Source organism: Companilactobacillus jidongensis, assembly GCF_003946575.1.
GTDB lineage: Bacteria > Bacillota > Bacilli > Lactobacillales > Lactobacillaceae > Companilactobacillus > Companilactobacillus jidongensis.
On sequence record NZ_RHOP01000009.1, the window covers coordinates 81,416 to 101,074 of the forward strand.

Annotated in this window: 15 protein-coding genes; 6 read left to right on the forward strand and 9 right to left on the reverse strand. The window is 35.8% G+C overall.

Going from position 1 to position 19,659, the window contains the following annotated elements; translation table 11 throughout:
* Positions 1 to 202 precede the first annotated feature (202 nt).
* From EKM68_RS07325 to EKM68_RS07335, 3 genes are all read right to left on the reverse strand, one after another.
* The gene (locus EKM68_RS07325) at positions 203 to 2,098 is read right to left on the reverse strand and encodes an SLAP domain-containing protein (protein WP_164509387.1); all 1,896 of its coding nucleotides are present in this window, start codon (positions 2,096 to 2,098) and stop codon (positions 203 to 205) included.
* A 109-nt stretch (positions 2,099 to 2,207) separates the two neighbouring features.
* The gene (locus EKM68_RS07330; RefSeq protein ID WP_125589330.1) at positions 2,208 to 3,548 is read right to left on the reverse strand and encodes a glucose-6-phosphate isomerase; all 1,341 of its coding nucleotides are present in this window, start codon (positions 3,546 to 3,548) and stop codon (positions 2,208 to 2,210) included.
* A 51-nt stretch (positions 3,549 to 3,599) separates the two neighbouring features.
* Complete coding sequence (locus tag EKM68_RS07335; RefSeq protein ID WP_318530725.1) at positions 3,600 to 4,229, reverse strand: VanZ family protein; 630 nt, start codon at positions 4,227 to 4,229, stop codon at positions 3,600 to 3,602.
* 101 nt (positions 4,230 to 4,330) lie between these two features.
* Between EKM68_RS07335 and EKM68_RS07340 the strand changes: the two genes are divergently transcribed.
* Together EKM68_RS07340 and EKM68_RS07345 are read left to right on the forward strand one after the other, a co-directional pair.
* A complete protein-coding gene (locus EKM68_RS07340) occupies positions 4,331 to 6,478 on the forward strand; it encodes an LTA synthase family protein (RefSeq protein ID WP_125589332.1) in 2,148 nt (715 codons plus the stop codon).
* A 217-nt stretch (positions 6,479 to 6,695) separates the two neighbouring features.
* On the forward strand, positions 6,696 to 8,858 hold the full coding sequence (locus EKM68_RS07345; RefSeq protein ID WP_125589334.1) for an LTA synthase family protein: 2,163 nt from the start codon (positions 6,696 to 6,698) through the stop codon (positions 8,856 to 8,858).
* Between the two features lie 50 nt (positions 8,859 to 8,908).
* On the opposite strand, the gene EKM68_RS07350 is transcribed toward EKM68_RS07345, so the two are convergent.
* Entirely contained in the window at positions 8,909 to 10,411 is a 1,503-nt protein-coding gene (locus EKM68_RS07350) for a sensor histidine kinase (RefSeq protein ID WP_125589336.1), read from the reverse strand.
* A 2-nt stretch (positions 10,412 to 10,413) separates the two neighbouring features.
* Positions 10,414 to 11,163, reverse strand: coding sequence for a response regulator transcription factor (locus EKM68_RS07355; protein WP_125589338.1), 750 nt, complete (start codon positions 11,161 to 11,163; stop codon positions 10,414 to 10,416).
* Positions 11,164 to 11,265: 102 nt separating this feature from the next.
* On the opposite strand from EKM68_RS07355, the gene EKM68_RS07360 reads away from it, so the two are divergent.
* Positions 11,266 to 12,045 carry a Cof-type HAD-IIB family hydrolase gene (locus EKM68_RS07360; RefSeq protein ID WP_125589340.1) on the forward strand — a complete coding sequence of 260 codons (780 nt, stop codon included), beginning with the start codon at positions 11,266 to 11,268 and terminating at the stop codon, positions 12,043 to 12,045.
* Between the two features lie 35 nt (positions 12,046 to 12,080).
* On the opposite strand, the gene EKM68_RS07365 is transcribed toward EKM68_RS07360, so the two are convergent.
* Positions 12,081 to 13,076 (reverse strand): zinc-binding alcohol dehydrogenase family protein, encoded by a 996-nt coding sequence (locus tag EKM68_RS07365; protein WP_125589342.1) that lies wholly within the window; start codon positions 13,074 to 13,076, stop codon positions 12,081 to 12,083.
* A 140-nt stretch (positions 13,077 to 13,216) separates the two neighbouring features.
* Here EKM68_RS07365 and EKM68_RS07370 point away from each other — a divergent pair, with 140 nt between their 5' ends.
* Complete coding sequence (locus EKM68_RS07370; RefSeq protein WP_125589344.1) at positions 13,217 to 13,588, forward strand: hypothetical protein; 372 nt, start codon at positions 13,217 to 13,219, stop codon at positions 13,586 to 13,588.
* Between the two features lie 126 nt (positions 13,589 to 13,714).
* Here the strand turns inward: EKM68_RS07370 and EKM68_RS13810 are convergent, their stop codons facing one another.
* Positions 13,715 to 14,413, reverse strand: coding sequence for a hydrolase (locus EKM68_RS13810; RefSeq protein ID WP_318530726.1), 699 nt, complete (start codon positions 14,411 to 14,413; stop codon positions 13,715 to 13,717).
* 306 nt (positions 14,414 to 14,719) lie between these two features.
* On the opposite strand from EKM68_RS13810, the gene EKM68_RS07380 reads away from it, so the two are divergent.
* On the forward strand, positions 14,720 to 15,268 hold the full coding sequence (locus tag EKM68_RS07380) for an NADPH-dependent FMN reductase (protein ID WP_125589346.1): 549 nt from the start codon (positions 14,720 to 14,722) through the stop codon (positions 15,266 to 15,268).
* 39 nt (positions 15,269 to 15,307) lie between these two features.
* Here EKM68_RS07380 and EKM68_RS07385 read toward each other — a convergent pair whose 3' ends face one another.
* Positions 15,308 to 18,013 (reverse strand): glycoside hydrolase family 3 protein, encoded by a 2,706-nt coding sequence (locus EKM68_RS07385; protein WP_125589348.1) that lies wholly within the window; start codon positions 18,011 to 18,013, stop codon positions 15,308 to 15,310.
* Between the two features lie 49 nt (positions 18,014 to 18,062).
* The gene (locus EKM68_RS07390) at positions 18,063 to 18,263 is read right to left on the reverse strand and encodes a hypothetical protein (protein WP_125589350.1); all 201 of its coding nucleotides are present in this window, start codon (positions 18,261 to 18,263) and stop codon (positions 18,063 to 18,065) included.
* A gap of 77 nt (positions 18,264 to 18,340) precedes the next feature.
* Between EKM68_RS07390 and coaBC the strand changes: the two genes are divergently transcribed.
* Complete coding sequence (gene coaBC, locus EKM68_RS07395; RefSeq protein ID WP_125589352.1) at positions 18,341 to 19,543, forward strand: bifunctional phosphopantothenoylcysteine decarboxylase/phosphopantothenate--cysteine ligase CoaBC; 1,203 nt, start codon at positions 18,341 to 18,343, stop codon at positions 19,541 to 19,543.
* Positions 19,544 to 19,659: the final 116 nt, after the last annotated feature.

Here is a 19,659-nt window from a genome sequence, read left to right on the forward strand (position 1 = left end):
TTACGAATACTGATTTTTTTATAATTACGAGATAATTTGGGTATTTTTTCATAATTAACATCCAAGAACTCATTAATAAATCAAAAAATAATAATAATAATCGTTATATACTAGTATTATTATAAATCTATATGAAAAAATTAGACCAATTAAAATCAAAACGGGCAAAAAAATAGTGGCCATACTGGCCACTACCCAAATATTAATTAAATGTAACATCACTAGCTTTGACCCATTCATCAGTCGCTACTCGATACATTGTTTCATTATTAATAGATTTTGAAACCTTATCAGTGATGAATTCAGAACTTCTGGCTAAAGCACGATTGGACTTCTCACCAGTATCTTTATATAGAGTGGCTTGAACATTAGCTTTCACCACACCATTTATACTATTGATCAAAATAACATCGTCGGCTTTGACCCACTCATCAGTCGCTACTCGATAGTACTTAGTTCCATTGAATTCAGCCGATCCATTATACAACCAATCAGTTGTATGCTTCAAAGCACGATTCAATCTAACACCATTAAGATTCAATATATATTTATCTGAATCAGATTTAGTCTGTAATACACCCGATTCTTTAACATATTCTCTAACATCGTCAGCTTTGACCCATTCACCATCTGAAATTTCATAGTAAGTATTGCCATCGACGACATCCTTCTTAGTCGTATTAAAAGTTGTCAACTTGCTTAAAGTTTTATCTGATATTTTTTTACCATTTGCATCATAAATTGGAATTGAATCTGCTTTTTTTGTGATCAATGACAAATTATTGATATCAGATATATCTGATGCGCTGGAACTTGAGCCATTGCCTGAAGAATCACTTGCTTTTGGAGTGACTGTAACAGTTATTGTTGCAGGAGGTACGCCAGCAACAATATATGTCACATGGTATATTCCTGGTTTATTAGTATCGACTATATCACCTGTAACTGATATTTTGTCTGTGTCAACAAGCTGTTTAAATGCATCACTACTTATCGGGAGAAATTTACCCTGATCTGTATAACCAGATAACCCGCTGGATGAATCCCATGTTTGACCTTGTTTAATAGAAACATTATTTGTATTTAGACTTGGTAGCAAAGTTTTAGATGCCATTTGCTGAGTTAAAATGATCTCAAACGGATAATCCTTACCATTTATATTTAATTCTTGTTTAATTGTAACCGTCATTCTATCACCTGTTACTCCACCAACATTAATTGTTGACGTTGATGAATCATAAACCGCTGTAGGGTGACTACCATCATTAGGGTCAAATGCAGTAATAGATGGCGTAACTGTTGCATCCTTAGAATAAATGTATTTACTTAAGTCAACTGTTCCTGAATCTGCATCGACATAAAGTGGATCCATATTAATATTTTGTGTTCCTAAAGTAACATTTGTAAGTGATTTATTCGATTCAAGTGACTTGTAATCTTGAATATTGTTATCTCCGGACAAATTCAAGGTCTTCAAATTATTCAAATTTGAAATACCTGATATATCAGTTAGCTTTAAATTATTAGACAGATTCAAATCCGATAACGAAGTTAATCCTGAAAGATCATTAGCATCAGTTATGGCACCACCACTTAGATTCAACGATTTTAGTTGATTCATATTCTTCAATCCAGAAATATCACTAATTGTTCCGTCACTATTATCAGTGCCAACATCCAATGAAGTCAAATTAGTAAGCAGCTTTAAATCATCCAGATTATTAAAGTTCTTAACAAAATCTGTTCCATTTAAATTCAGGGTTTTTAAATTGGTCAAATTGGATAATGGACTTATATTTGACACATTACTATTATGTAAATCGATTAAACCCATTTTGGTACCATAATTCAATCCAGAAATGTCATTTAACGTGCTTCCTTGGATATATTCGAACTGTACCAAGTTTCCAATATATTCTGGAGTCACTATTTGCGGTACTCCCACAGCAATTTGATTTTTTAATTCTTCTGATATTCCATCAGCACTAACATCGGCTTTAACAATGTTAATAGATGGCTGACGTGTAACCATATTCGTACCCATCATAATCATTCCACCAGCAAGACCCGTAGCAATCAAAATCATACTTTTTTTCACAAATAACATCCCCGAATAACATATTTTATATAATACAATTATAATTCTTATTTTAGGACTCGATCAAATAAAAAAAGTGATTGCCATAACGGCAACCACTTTTAAAATATTACAGACGTTCGTTTAATTCTTTACCAAGTTCTTCAAAGCCTGGTTTGCCAAGCAATGCAAACATGTTCTTCTTGTATGCTTCAACACCTGGTTGGTTGAATGGGTTGATACCATTCAAGTATCCAGAAACACCAACAGCAATTTCGAAGAAGTAGATCAAGTAACCTAATGTATAGGCGTTTTGTTCTGGGATGTGAACGCTCATCACAGGAACGCCACCGTCAGTATGAGCAAGTACAACACCTTCGTAAGCACGTTTGTTTACGTAGTCCATTGACTTACCTTCAAGATAACCTAGGCCATCAAGATCTTCTTTTTCACTAGGAATAGCCATTTCAAAACGAGGTTTGTCGATGACAACAACTGTTTCCATCAAGTTACGACGTCCTTCTTGAATATATTGACCTAATGAGTGGAGGTCAGTTGAGAAGTTAGCTGATGACGGGTAGATACCCTTTTGGTCTTTACCTTCTGATTCACCCATCAATTGCTTCCACCATTCACCGAAGTATTGTAGGTTTGGCTCGTAGTTCTCAAGCAATTCTGTTGTGTAACCTTTACGGTATAAGATATTTCTTAGGGCAGCATATTTGTAAGCATCGTTCTTTGATAGATCAGCATCTGAGAAGTCATCACGTGCTTTAGCAGCACCTTCCATCAACTTGTCGATGTCAATACCAGCAACGGCGATTGGCAATAGACCAACAGCTGTAAGAACTGAGAAACGTCCACCGATGTCATCAGGAACAACGAATTCTTCGTAGCCTTCAGCATCTGATTCTGTCTTCAAAGCACCCTTAGCACGGTCAGTAGTAGCATAGATACGGCCCTTAGCACCATCTACACCATACTTTTCAACCAACTTAGCTTTCAAAATACGGAAAGCGATTGAAGGTTCTGTAGTTGTACCTGATTTTGAGATAACATTAATACTGAAGTCACGGTCTCCAATAACTTCTAGTAAGTCAGCAAGGTAGTTAGGAGAAATTGAGTTACCTGCAAAGTAAACTTCTGGAACATCCTTGCTGTTTTTAACGTTATAGAATGATGAGCTTAGAAAATCAATAGCAGCACGAGCACCTAAGTATGATCCACCAATACCGATTCCGATAAATACTTCTGAATCAGATTGAATCTTCTTAGCAGCTTTCTTAATGCGAGCAAATTCATCCTTGTCGTAATCAACTGGCAAGTCAATGAAACCACGGAAGTCAGCACCGGCACCGGTACCTTTACGTAGTTCACTATCGGCAGCAGTTACAAGGTTTTGCATTTCGCCGAGTTCATTTTCATGAATGAACTTATTTAATTTTGAATCATCAAATTTAATATGTGTCATTTTCTCTCCTCCATTTATTCTAAAACTAGATTATCATTTCCACTGAAAATTTCAAATCTTTATGCGATTTTTCAACCAATTTCCGACAAAATAAATCAAATATCCAATTGCAGCACCAATTGTATTCAAAATCACATCGTCAATATCCGTCACACCGGTGTTTAAAATGAATTGTAGACCTTCTATAGAAGTAGATATTAAAGCACCGATTAAGACGACTTTAAAAAACTTCCGGTCTTTCTTGCCCAAAGCAGGAATAAAAATTCCCATCGGAACGAACCATACAATATTACCATATAAATTATAAAAGAAATCCACTAAAGACTTGGCATTTAATAATTTAAAGGTCTGTACGAATGGTATCGTGTTGATTTCTGAAAGCGGCCGATGAAAAAAGAATTTAAATTCCCACAAAAAGTAACTATCTCTAAAGACAGTCAGTGCAAAAAGTAGGAGCACATAAAAAGCGAAGGCAGTCACCCAAAATTCATGAATAAAACTTGTCTTCTTATGTTTCCACTTAATCCAAATAAATCTTAATATAATGAAGAAAAGCGTATATAATATAGCTTTATCAACAGCATAGAAAGATAGGCGAATCAACGGAAAATGATTAATTCTAGTTGCATACATATTGGATACATAATTATACAAAGGTCCTAAAAATATCATTTTTCTCATTCTTTCCCACTTTTTACTTAATACGTATTATACTAACAATTAAGCAATTTATTTAGAAGAATATAAATTTATTAAAGAAATTTTACAAACAAGGAACTTTTATGAATAAAATTAAATCGTTTTTGAATAAGCGCATCGGCTTCGTCAGCCTGTTGGTCTTTTTTTTATGGCTAAAAACTGTCATAGCCTACTACGCCGAATTTTCGTTGGGATTAAATGATCCGTTACAACATTTCATTTTGATCATTAACCCCATTGCTACAGCAATCATCTTGCTAAGTGTAGCGTTATACATCAACAAGGCTATTGTATCCTACATCGTGATGGGGGTTATCTATGTTTTAGAAAATATTTTATTATATGCGAATATTTTATATTACCGTGAATTCTCTGATTTTATCTCATTCAACACCATCGCCGGTGCCTCCAAAGTTACCAAGGGTTTAGGCGGTAGCTCTGCCAGTTTAATGCAGGGACACGACTTTATTTACTTTTTAGATTTTGTATTAATTGTTGTTTTATTTGCCAGCCATTATATCAGAATGGATCGTACAAAGATACGTAAACTAACGGCTTTTGCGACCACCATGATTGGTGTATTCCTGTTCTCACTTAACTTGATGCTGGCCGAAACAAATCGTCCACAATTGCTTGGTCGGACATTTGATAACAGTTATATTGTTAAATACTTAGGCTTTAATACTTTTTTAGGTTACGATGCCATTAAGTCAGCTCAAAATAATCAGGTCAGATCGACTGCAGTTGGAACTGATATGGACAATGTGCTCGATTATGTTAATCAAAACTACGCTGCACCTAATAAAAATTACTTTGGAAATGCTAAAGGTAAGAATATCATTATTATTCACTTAGAAAGTTTCCAGCAATTTTTAATTGGCATGAAGATCAATGGTCAAGAAGTTACACCATTCCTGAATAGTTTATATAATGACAAGAATACTATGTCATTCAATAACTTCTTCCATGAAGTCGGTAGTGGACGAACTAGCGATGCTGAAAACATGATGGAAACAAGTTTGTATGGATTACCTGAAGGATCGTTATTCTCCAAATTGGGTTCAGACAATACGTTCCAGGCTGCACCAGCCATTCTCAAGCAAAAAGAAAATTATACTAGTGCCGTCTTTCACGGTAATGTTGGTAGCTTTTGGAATCGTGATGATGTCTACAAAAACATGGGTTATGATTATTTCTTCGATTTAAATTACTTTAACCAAAGTGATGATTCCAGTATCGGTTACGGGATGAAGGATAAGTTGATGCTATCCGAAAGTGTCAAATACCTCGAGCAACTACAACAACCTTTCTATACCAAGTTCATTACCGTTACTAACCATACTCCGTATGATTTAGGTGATGAGGATCAAACTGCTGACTTCCCTAAACCAGATACTGGTAATAGTGTTGTTGACAATTACTTCGTCACAGCGCACTACCTTGACAGTGCCCTAAAAGAATTCTTCCAATATCTCAAGGACAGCGGAATTTATGACAATTCAATGATTGTCTTATATGGAGATCATTATGGCTTGAATGCTAGTCAGGATAAAGTTGTTGCGCCAATGCTCGGCTATGATACCAATAACAGTGATTTCAACGAAGTCCAAATGCAACGTGTACCATTTATGATCCACATGGATGGCTTAAAGGGTGGACTTAATGATACTTATGGTGGAGAAATCGATGCTCTGCCAACTATCCTTCACCTTGCTGGTGTCAATACCAAAGGTTACGTTCAACTTGGTACAGACTTATTATCAAAGAAACACAGTGATATTGTTGCCTTCCGTGACAAAGAATTCATAACTACTAAGTACACAGTTATTCGCGGAAATGATGGTGGACATATTGTTTATGACAACAGTACTGGTGCTCAAGTAAACCTCAATGACAATGCACAACTATCCAAAACCGTTGATAAATGGCAAGAAGAAGTTAACAAGAAGTTGAAAATATCAGACACTATCAACAATAAGAACCTCTTGAGATTTTATACTCCAACAGGTTTCACACCGGTTGATTCGTCAGAGTACAGCTATCAAAATGAAATTCAACGATTGGTCAAAACCCGTGACGATCTAGGGCTCAAATCAACCAGTGTTTATTCAAAGAATAACGATAAATCGACTACACCAATGTATAATACTGATGCACCAGAATTGAATGGCGACAGAACATATATCGATAATTGGTCCAGTGTTCTTAAAGGTTCAAATACTGGTAATTAAAACTTCATTTAACAAATCTATTGATAGTTAAAATACAATTATTAAAATGGAATATTGTTAATGCGACATGCTATATTTAACTCGTAAAAAGAATATGACTATTCTAGGTAAGACCAACACAAATACCCCTGACAGCTCTATCTGTCAGGGGTATTTTTTCGTGGGTTAAAATATAACTGATATAATAGGACTATATGACACAATTTAAGGGATTTGTATGAATAATATAAAATTAAAATTTAAGTCGTTGGTTAACCAACGAGTGGGTTTTATTTGTTTTTTGGTATTTTTACTGTGGATAAAAACCGTTATTGCCTACTATGTTGATTTTTCCTTGGGCTTAAATGATCCACTGCAACATCTCATTATGATAATCAATCCGATTGCCACATCATTGATTCTCTTAAGCATCCCTTTGTATATCAAAAGAACCAAAATTTCGTATATCATTATGGGACTGATTTATTTAATCGAATCCATATTTTTGTATGCGAATATTTTGTATTACCGTGAATTCTCTGACTTCTTAACATCATCTGTTATTCTTGGAGTTGGCAAAGTATCAAAAGGCTTGGGCTCCAGCACTTTCTCACTCATGCAGATTCATGACTTTATCTATTTCGTCGACTTGGTCATCTTGATATTATTATTTAGTTTCAAACTCATCAAACTAGATACTAAACCAATTCGTAAGTTAACTGCTATAGCAACTACTTCAGTTGGTGTTTTGATTTTCTCAGTCAATTTGATGATTGCTGAAGGAAATCGTCCACAATTATTATCACGAACTTTTGACCATGCCTATGTCGTTAAATATCTCGGATTCAATTCATTTCTCGGTTATGATGCAATTAAGTCAACAATGACCGACCAAGCAAGATCCACTGCGGTCGGAACTGATATGGACGATGTGCTTAATTATGTTGATACTAATTATGCAGCACCTAATCCAAAATACTTTGGAAAAGCTAACAGAAAAAATATTATTATTATTCATCTGGAAAGTTTTCAACAATTCTTGCTTGGCATGAAGATCAATGATCAAGAAGTTACACCATTCTTGAACAGTCTATATAGCGATAATAATACAATCTCATTTGATAATTTTTATCATGAGGTTGGACTCGGTCGGACTAGTGATGCTGAAACAATGTTAGAGTCGGGATTATTTGGATTAGGTAGTGGAACGTTCTTCCCTACCAATGGACCATCGAACACATTCCAATCAGCCCCTGCCATCCTGGCACAGAAAAAAGGTTACACTAGTGCCGTTTTCCACGGTAATGTTGGTAGTTTTTGGAGTCGAAATGAAGTTTATAAAAATATGGGCTACAATTATTTCTTCGATCAATCATATTATGATAATTCGATTGAAAATGCCAACATGAGATACGGTATGAAGGATAAACTGATGTTATCCGAAAGCGTTAAATACTTAGAACAATTGCAACAACCTTTTTATACCAAATTCATAACTGTAACTAACCACTATCCATATTCACTAAGTGAGGATGACAACGATGGTTTCACTGCACCCGATACAACTGATCATAGTGTTGGTAGTTACTTTGTGACTGCTCACTATTTGGATAATTCACTTAAGGAGTTTTTTGACTATCTAAAAGATTCTGGATTATATGATAACTCCATGATTGTTTTGTACGGTGATCACTATGGGATTTCAGAAGATAGGGTTAAAGCACTAGCTCCAATAATTGGACTTGATCCAAATACTTTCAACTCCTATAACAATTCTCAACTTCAGAAAGTACCATTTATGATCCATATGAATGGGTTAAAGGGTGGGATCAATCACACTTATGGTGGCGAAATTGACGTCTTACCGACTATCTTACATCTGGCTGGCGTAAATACTAAGAACTATGTTCAAGTCGGCTCTGATTTATTATCTCAGCAACATAAGGGCCTAGTAGCGTTCAGAGATAAGAACTTTGTCACGACCAAGTACACTGTAGTCAACAACAGCAAAGGACCACAAGTTTATAGCAATGAAACGGGGGAATTGATCGACCTACAAGACAATCCTGACTTAGAGGACAAAGTAACTAATTGGCAACAAGAAGTTAATACTAAGCTAAAAATATCAGACGCTGTAAATAACAAAGACTTATTGAGGTTCTACACTCCAAACGGCTTCACTCCGGTTAACCCCACTGATGAATCGTACAATTATCTCAACCAGATTCAACGATTGATCAAGACGCGTAACTCACTAGGAGCTGGTTCAACCAGTTTGTATTCTAAGAACGATAACAAATCTACTACCCATCTCTACAACACTGATGCACCCGAGTTAAATGGCGACAGAACGCCAATTGATGATTGGTCATACGTATTGAAGAATGATGCTAATAACTAAAAAAAGACCTAGGACAAATATTAATATTTGTCCTAGGTCTTTTGGTTAGATCAATCAGGTACTTTATCTTTATCTACTTTGTGCTCATAACCTTCATCAAACAAAGTTACAGTGAAAGTCGTACCTTCATTTAGCTTACTCTTAACATAAATTTCACCACCGTGGTTTTCAATCAACTGGTGAACAATCGATAATCCTAATCCAGACTCACCATACTTGCGGTTCTTACGTGATGGATCAGCCTTATAGTACCTATCCCAAATATTCTTGACTTGATCTTCAGACATACCGATACCAGTATCTTGAATCTTGAAGATTGAAGCATGTCGATCATCAGCACGATATCCAGTAACAGTAATTTCACCATTATCAGTGAATTGAATCGAATTCTGCATAATATTGAACATAACTTGTACAAATCTGTCGTAATCTGCATATGTTTCCAATTCATCTTCTGGAGTTTCCAAAGTTAATTTATCTTTGGACTCCGCAGCCTTTTTCTGCAATTGTGAAACAATATCTTTTAACGGTGCATTCGCATCAAAGACACGTTTTGCCAAAGTGATTTGATTAGTCCGAATTTTCTCGTAATCAAGGTTCTCATTGACTAATCTAATCAAACGATTAGTTTCATTACGCATCAATTGAATACTTTGCCCCTTAGATTCTTCAGGAATGGCATCATATGCAAGACCCTCTAATAGGCCATTAATGGTCGTAAGCGGTGTTCTCATCTCATGTGATGCATCAGCCATGAATTCCTTGCGACGCTGTTCCTGACGCTTGATTTCTTTATCTGAGGCTTCTAGTGACTTAACCATGGTGTTGAAATCATTGGCTAAGTCATCTAATTCATCGGTATTTTTACTTTCGATATGAACTGAGAAGTCATTATTGGCAACTAATCTCGTTGCGCCACGAAGTCGATTGATACGGTTGACTTGGTAACGTGACAACAAAAAGCTAAGAATAATCGCAGCTAATAGAGATATTAACAAGGCAAAGTACAAACGTTTATTTAGCTCACCAATATTTGTTTGTAGTTGTGAGACATCAGATCCGGCCCAAACAGCCGCAATCAATTTACCATTTTGGAACCACGGTGTCAGAACATAAACATAACTCAGATTATCCTTTTTGTTACTCAAACGAGGATTACCTTCAGAGCTCTCAGGCTTTTGAATATTACGAATCGTCTTACCTTGCTTCAATTTATTCCAATATGATTGCTTTAAGTGCAACTTCACATTTGTTGGTGGAGTTGGATAAACTTGATCATTTTGATAATCAAAAATTGCGAATTGAACATTTTTATCCGATAAAACTTGCTCGACAGTCTTAATATTATCCCCAGTGATATTATGAATCTGTCCTGTTTTTGAATCAGTCTTCAGAGCTATTTTTTCCAGATTACCAGCATAACTCTCAAGATCCTTATAAGTTCGATTGTATTCTGAAGTGGTCGAAGTACTCGTAACAGAATACAGAATAATCCCCAAAGTCGTAAGGATAACGATCAAAAAACTCAGCATATTTTGATAAATTAACTTCATAATTAATCTACCTTACGTCCAGAATCATCAAACTTGTAGCCCACTCCCCAAACGGTCTCGATGACCTGTGGTCCAACTTTTTCAATTTTTTGACGTAACTTTTTGATATGGGCATCGACAGTTCTTTCTTCCCCAAAATAATCATAATCCCATACTTGTTCCAATAACTGCTCACGTGAGAAGACTTGCTTAGGTTTACTTGCTAAAGTCTTCAAAAGATCGAATTCCTTAGGTGTCAAATCAGGAATCTCCTTATCACCTAGAAAAGCTTCACGAGTATTAGAATTCAACTTGAAATAACCAGTATTAACATCGAATCCATCATTATCTGCGGTTGCATCAGATTCAACATTGGTACTACCTTTGGAAGCTTCTTCAGCAACACTTTCATTACGACGATGAATAGCCTTCATCCTGGCGATCAAAGTAATAGGACTGAATGGCTTAGTAACATAATCATCAGCACCGAACTCTAATCCTAGAACTTGGTCACTCTCAGTATCACGGGCCGTCAGCATAATGATAGGAACCGTCTTAGAAACTTTTCTGATTTCTTTGGCAACTTCCATTCCATCTTTACCAGGTAAATTCAAATCCAGTGTAATCATATCCCAATCATCAGGTGCCTCATTGAACATATCAACTGCTTCGTTTCCGTCATATGCAAAGTGAGCATCCCAACTTTCTTTTTGGAAAAACATACTCATCATTTCTGATACAGACTTGTTATCTTCAATCATTAAAATTTTCATTTATACTTCACTCCATCTACTTTCGATTTAAGACTATAACAATTCATTAAAACTTGCTACTATATATATTAGTATAAAAATATGAATTAAGTTGGTGATTTTTTGAATAAAGATTATAAAGGTACTGTCTTTTTCGACCTTGACGGTACATTGATGAACGAACATTCCAAAATAGATCCTGATGTAGCGGCAGCTATCCACAAGTTACGCGATAATGGTTATCTTCCTGCTATCAGTACTGGACGCGCACCGAGCGAATTAGTCGATGTAACTGGTCCAACTGGCATTAATACTTTTGTTTCATTCAACGGAGCTTACGTTCAATCGGCTGGCACAACTATTTACAAGAAAAACATCTCACCAGAGACTGTTGCTAAGGTTATCGAAGAAGCCAAACAATACAATGATATTATCACAATGCACTCACTTGACAAAACGTACACAACTAAGAGTACCAAATTTGTGAATGATTTTTATAAGTCAGTTAAAATCCCCATTCCAGGTGTTGACCCTAAGTTCTATGAAAAGGAAGAGCTCCCAATGATCTTAGTAGTTACACCTGATGGTCCTGAGCGCTATTCTAAAATCTTCGGCAACGAATTAACATTCTATAAAACTGGTCCTTATGCAATTGATACAATTGCCAAAGGTGTTTCAAAAATGAATGGTATCAAACACCTATTGAGTGGGCTAGAGCTTGAGGACAAGCCTGTCTATGCATTTGGTGACGGTCCTAATGACTTGCCAATGATTACGGAAATTGAACACAGTGTTGCAATGGGCAACGGTATTGACAGTGTCAAAAAAGCTGCCGAATTCGTTACTACTGCTAATACTGATCACGGTATCGTCAACGGACTCAAACATTATAATTTAATTTAGCCTTTTAAAAAAGCTGGGAAAAAATCCCAGCTTTTTTATTTTATAATAACAACTTTTCCCATCATGTGACCTGCTTCAACTAATTCAGTTGCTTTGGTCAAAGTCTCGACATTTAATCCATGCAAAACTTTAGTTGTTGTAGATTTGATCATCCCACCATCAAGTCCAGTAGCTAGTTTTTCAAGATAGACTCCTTGAGTCGACATTGAATCAAGATTATAAAAGGCCTTTGTAAACATCCATTCCCAAGCAAAGTCAACTGACTTTTGTTTCAGATCACCGATTTGAGAATCATGCAAGTTAGTAATAGTTGCAAAAATTCCAAATGGTTTGATCAACTCGACAATTTCATTCCAATGTGGATCATTGTCACTTAGTCCTAAGATATAATCAACTGTATCAATACCCAAATTGTGAACTTGCTTAATCAAATCTTCATGATGGTTGACCACTAGATCAGCGCCAAGATCTTTGACCCACTTAATTTTTTCATCCGTTGATGCAGTCGCAATAACTTGTAATCCTGCCAAATGCGCCAGTTGAATGGCAATCGACCCAACGCCTCCTGCACCATTGATGATCAAAATTGTTTTATCACTATTATCTTCTTTTGGATCAACATGCAATTTTTCGTACAGTAATTCACTAGCAGTCAACGTTACCAGTGGCATGGCGACACTTTCGTCAATCGATGTTTTTTCAGGCGCTAAAGCAACGATTCTCTCATCAACTAATTCATATTCCTGATAACTGCCATCACGCGTGTGATCTCCAGCAAAAAATACTTTGTCACCAACTTTAAATTTATCCGCCTGATCACCTATTGCCGTCACTGTGCCATAGCCATCGAATCCTAGAATAAGCGGCTTTGTACCATTCTCTGTGAATCCTTTTCTGGTCGCAATATCAACTGGGTTGATTGATAGACCTTCAATTTTTATCAAAATATCCTTTCCAGATGGAACTGGAATTTCTTTTTCAAACTCTTTTAAACTATTTAATTTATTATTTGTCATGCCATATGTTTTCATATGATCACCTCGTGATACCTATTTTACATCATTTCTGACAATAGTTTTACATTCTGTATTAGACCTAATCTACCAATACACTTTTCTTCAATTCCAACAAAAATCATATTATGATTCAGTTAAAAATCGAAGTGATTCTAATGGCAAAATTCATTGACGTCAAATATCCTGACGGATCAGAGAAGATTTTTAAAAGTATTTCATCTGTTGAAAATGATTCCACGTATCTCACACTGGACAACACTGTTAATGAGGTTCATGTTCACATTCCAACTCAATCAGTTGCGCCAAAACTTTACTTCTACGTGATCAACAGTGATGAGATCAACGATACTCTGATTGAAAACTTACCTAATGTTTATACTACACATTCAGCATTGATTAGATTCTTTGATGGTAAATATAATGTCAACGCTAAAAAGAATATCAAATTAGATGGTAAATATCTGACCTACATCAGTGGTGATAATATTATTTTTGTAAAAATAGATAAGAAAAACGACCATACATAGCTATATGGTCGTTTCTTTGTGTATTTAAACAAGTCCCCAAGACTTGTTTTTATTAACTGTGATTTGCTTTATAGTTTGTGTTCTGAATCGTGTTTACCAAAGATAACAACCTTCTTTTAACACGCTCTAAACAATTTCCACAGTTGCACTAGTAATTCCATAAGAAGGAATCATGCTATTTGGCATTGCGACGTCAATCTGATAAGGATTGTCATAAGCAAATGTTCCTGTATCATTGACTGTTCTATACCAGACATCACCTTGTGCAGTTGTAATTTTCAAGCGTGATCCACGTGGGATAACGCCTAGATTTGTAGCTACACCACTGTAACCCATGTCTGATCCTAATACTGCTGGATCATAAAAACTAATTTTAAATGTACCAACAGTCCTCGCTGTTGATTGTTGAGCAGCTTGCGTTGTGGCCACATTTGTTGCAGTAGCCTGTGTTTGTGCTTGCTGTTGAACCTGTGCTGAAGCTTGTTCTTGCTCAGCTTTGATTGCTTCGTTCTCTAAAGTTACAGCATCTACTTCCGGCTGTGCTTGTCGTTCTGCTGAGACTTCTCCCATTTCATAGTCTCTTTCGCTATTTTCAATTCCAGGAATAAATTCTTTACTCCCTGGTAATGAGACCTTTCTATTAAAGTCATCTTGTTTGTCGTTTGATGAATCTGACAAGTTTGATAGGTTTACAAAGTCTCCGGCATTACTTATTGACGGATCACTGTTTTCTGCATCGGCTTGAACAGTAGCTGTATAGCCCATGAATCCAACTAAGATTAACCCCATGAAAAATAATGCGTCTAATTTAAATTGCTTTATCAACTAATCCCCCCGGTTTTCTTAATCACAAGAGAGAACTATACAAGATAATTGTTTCAATTGTATTACGCTAAGAATAAGAAAATTCCTTTTGAAGCCTTTTTTGTAATATCGCTGTAATGTAGTTCATAATATCGGTCTTATTTTTCAATTATATGATTATTTTATCTTTTTCGTTGAGATTGTGAATTTATCACAAATTGATTATTTGCTTCATCGGAAATAATATCACCCTCTTCGAGAACAATTATTTGTCGAAAATGCCGCAACATGATAGTTTGGATATATAAGAAATCGGAGGAATAATATATGTCAAAAAAAATTGCCGTAATTGTCGGTAGCTTACGTAAAGAATCTTATTCACGTCAAATTGCTAATAACCTAGTAGGGATGTTCCCCAGTGAATACGAACCAGAATTCGTAGAAATCGGTGACTTACCACTGTACAGTGAAGATCTTGATACACCGGGAAATGTTCCCGCTGCCTGGACAAAATTCAGAGATACCATGAAAGAAGTCAGCGGTGTACTATTCGTAACACCTGAATATAATCGTTCAGTACCTGGTGGATTGAAGAACGCTATCGATGTTGGTTCTCGTCCATATGGCGAAAGCATCTGGGATAAGAAACCAGCTGCAATTGTTTCAGTATCACCCGGTGCAATCAGTGGTTTTGGTGCAAACCACCACTTGCGTCAATCATTAGTATTTCTAAACATGCCAACGCTTCAACAACCAGAAGCATATATTGGTAATGTTACAAATATGCTTGATGAAAATGGAAAAGTATCAGAAAACTCAGTTGGATTCTTACAAAGCATCGTTGATGCATATGTAGAATTATTGAATAGATATTAATCAAAATGGGATTACGACATAAAATCGTAATCCCATTTTTTACTTTGTAGTGAAATAATCATGTAACTTCATATCTTGATTGTAAGTAATTTCTTTTAATCCGTATTTTTCTGCAAATCGATCAGATTTCAAAACAACTTTCAAAATATTCATCACTGATTTCTGTAAATCACCGATATACAAATCATTGTTATCTTTCCAATTGCCCTTTAACAAAACTGTATCATTATCGATAACTTGAGCAGAACCGTCATAAAATATCTTCTTCATATCATCAGCTAATTCTTCAGATACATTAATACGAATATAATTTTCACCATCAGCTGATGGTTCGAAATCATTCCACAATTCTTCAGTGGTTTCCTTGAATGCAGCAATATCAAATGATTTTTTAATAGCAATATGACCATTTTTAGCAAATTTTGGTTTTAAATCATCGACTGACGATAATAGCTTATCTTGCGAACCACCCGGCATTATCAAATCATTTCCCGCATGCATACTGCGTTTAGGATCAGCTAGGCTGAACCAATCGGTCATCACCAATCCCTTAAAACTCCATTCGTCTCTCAAAATATTGGTCAGAGATTCATAATTTTCACCAGAAAAAACTCCATTGACCATATTGTAGGAAGACATGACAGCCATCGGTTGCACTGTTTTGACAACTATTTCAAAATTTTTCAGATATATTTCTCTCAAAGCCTGTTCTCCAATAATACTGTTACCAGTATTACGAACAGTCTCCTGATTATTGCCTAGAAAATGTTTAATGGTAACACCAATTCCAGTATGCATCTGAACACCCTTAGTTTCGGCAGCAGCGATTGTTCCAGATAAGACTGGATCTTCAGCAAAGTATTCAAAGTTACGACCGCCAAGTGGATTACGATGAATATTCATTCCCGGTGCCAACCACATAGTTATGCCGAACTCTTTCATCTCCGTACCAATTGCAAAACCCACTTTTTGAACTAAATCACGATTCCAAGTTTGAGCCAGCAATGTTCCAATTGGCCAGGCCGTTGCATATTGATGTTTTGTTTGTCCATTATCATCATACGTCTGAGTTAATCTTAATCCAGCTGGTCCATCAGCATTGACGGTTGCAGGAATGCCTAATCGATCATTACTTGTTGTTTGACCCGCAGCACCAGCTACTAAGTCAGAAGCGTTACCCACCATACTTCCCTCAGCATTGGGTTTGAGGGAACCTTCAACCAGATCAATTAGTTCAGAATTAGTCATATTTGCGACAAATTCATCTAGCGTGATTTTGCGATTATAAACATCTAGTAAATTCAAATTTTTGTTATCTGGGACTTTTTGCAGTTTCTCATCATAATCTTTGCCTGGTAATTTTTTATCCAAATCAGTTGTATATGTGAGAACTTGAGCTTTGTCTGAATAATCTATTGGTTTAATTGCGTCAAAATTCTCCGCTTTTAAAATGAAGAATGGTACTCCACCAACCTGTTCAGAACTAAATTTTCCTTCTGTTAATTCCGTTGGATCGTTGGCAGGAGTTAATTTATGTTCTAATTGCTGAATCACCACTAGTTTATCAAGTTTGAATTGACCAATAACTTTAGTATTACGAGAACTATTACCAACTCTGATCAAATAAATTCCCGGTACCATGACCCATGCCGCAATTCGAGCATCAAACACCGCCAAGTTTTTTGTAGCAATACTTAAAGTTAGGCTTTGCTGTTCATCGGGGCGTAAGTCTCTAGTCTTATCATAACCTTGTAGAGTTTGATACGGTGTTGGAATTTCTGACTTAGGATTAGAAACGTATAATTGAACAACCTCTTTGCCACTAAATTTTTCACCAATATTTTGAACATTAACCTTAACTGTTATTTGATGTTCATTAACACTGACCTTGTCAGTATCAATAATAAATTTGGTATAACTTAATCCATATCCAAATTCATATCTAGCTTTAACTTCAAAACTATCAAAATATTTATATCCAACATAAATACCATCGTTATAACGAGGGTTCTTTTCGCCAAAATATTTTGAAGATGGATAATCATCATAATCATTAGCCCATGTATCAGTTAACTTACCTGAGGGTGTAATTGTCCCATCAAGTATTTCTGCAATTGCATTTCCAGCATCCATCCCTGGTTGTGACACCAACAAAATACTATCCAACAACGGACATTTTTCAATAAAGCTGGTATCAATCATGCCACCAACGTTTAATAGCAAAATACTATTTTGATAATATTCGCTCATACGTTTAATATTTGAAAATTCATTATCTGTTAATTGGTAATCGCCTTTTTCATTTTTTCGATCATGCCCTTCACCTGAGCTACGCGAAATAACATAGACACCCGTCATGGCATCTTCAAATTCATTTACTTCCATATCATCCATCGAAAAGGCGGGAGCTAACAATGAGGCAAGTGAGCCGCCTAGCTTGTCATAATATTCTTTTTTTCTGGTATTATAAAATTTTTGAAATCTTGATAGCCACGACTCAGTTGTAATTTCAAAACCGTGCTCTTTAAGACCACTTATAATAGAAGAAACATGACGCTGATTGACATTTCCGGAGCCTGTACCTCCTTTGATAGTAGCAAATGAGCCACTTCCATAAAGTGCTATTTTTTTATTACGTAACGGTAGTATTTTATTTTCATTTTGCAGTAAGACCATTCCATCTTGTGCTGCTTGTTTTGATAAATCTAAATTTTTAATTTCTCGCTGTGACATCTTTTGTTCCATCACTTACCACTCCTTTGGTGAAACATCTCAATTATAATTTTACTCTTTTTCACTTAGATTTATTTGCAAAAACACGCTTCAATACAAACTTGTTTAGTAAATATATCAGAACAATTATAATTATGGCAATAATTATTTCACTGATTACAAAATTCATTCCAAATGACTTTTGTAAGAATTGTAACAAAGGATTATTAACAAAAATAATTAATATAATAGCGACAATAATATCTATAGTTGCAGTATTCATAAGTTCCTCCTGTATTAGTTTCATTATAATGCAATAAAACAATGTATAATATAGTAGAAAGAATATGAGGTGACTGTATGTTAAAAGGGAAACACATTACGCTTTACGTAACTGGCGGAATTGCCGTCTATAAATCTTTGAATATCGTTCGTGAATTGATCAAGAATCAAGCTGAGGTCCAAGTGGTCATGACTAAGGCCGCACAGGAATTTGTTACACCATTGACGTTTGCAACCTTGAGCCAACGTCCAGTCCTGACTGATAATTTTGTTGCACAATCAGCGCAGGATGATTTCATCCCTCACATTAAACTCGCGCGCTGGACCGACCTAGCTGTCGTCGTGCCTGCAACAGCGAATATCATTGGTAAATTAGCGAACGGTATAGCTGATGACCTAACGTCAACAACTTTGATGGCCACGAGTGCCCCTAAGCTGATTTTTCCAACTATGAATACAACAATGTGGAATAACCCCGCCGTTCAAACTAATATCAATACTTTGAATCTCATGGATATTAGAATTGTTGATCCAGACTCAGGATTCCTTGCCGAAGGTGAAATGGGCAAAGGTAGATTGCCCGAATTAAATACTATCATGGTAGAAATCTTCAAAATGTTCACTAAACCTTTGCTTGCTGGCACAAATGTCATCGTTACAGCCGGTGGTACAAAGGAAGCTATCGATCCAGTTAGATTCATTGGAAATAATTCATCTGGTAAGATGGGAATTGCTATGGCAAACGTTGCCGCAGATATGGGCGCACATGTCACCTTGATCACTACGGTTCATGACAGCTTAAGCTCACCTAATCTTAATGAAATCAAAATTTCTACTGCCTTAGAGATGCAAAAGGAACTCGAAAATCATTTCGAAAGTAGTAATGTTCTCATTATGGCCGCTGCTGTATCTGATTTTAGACCAGCCCATAAGGCTGATCAAAAGATTAAGAAAAATGATGATAAAGAATTATACACAATTGAATTAAAAAAGAATCCCGATATTTTGAAAGAAATTGCTAAAAAGAAATCAGGTCAATTTGTTGTAGGATTTGCAGCTGAAACTGAGAATCTCATTCCTTATGCAAAAAAGAAATTGCATGAAAAGAACGTCGATATGATTCTCGCAAATGATGTATCAAAGGCTGGTTCAGGTTTTAACGTGGATACTAATGAAATAACTTTGATTCGTCATGACAAAGATCCAGAAACTTGGCCATTGATGTCTAAGAGTGACATTGCAGCTAAGTTCTGGGAGTATTACGAACAAAATATTAAATAAAATAAGACATTGCCACAAATGGCAATGTCTTATTTTATTGGTTCTATACTTTCTGGTATTGATGAATAATCAATACCAGTTTTTTTGTACTCTTTTAAAACAAAAAGAACATCACT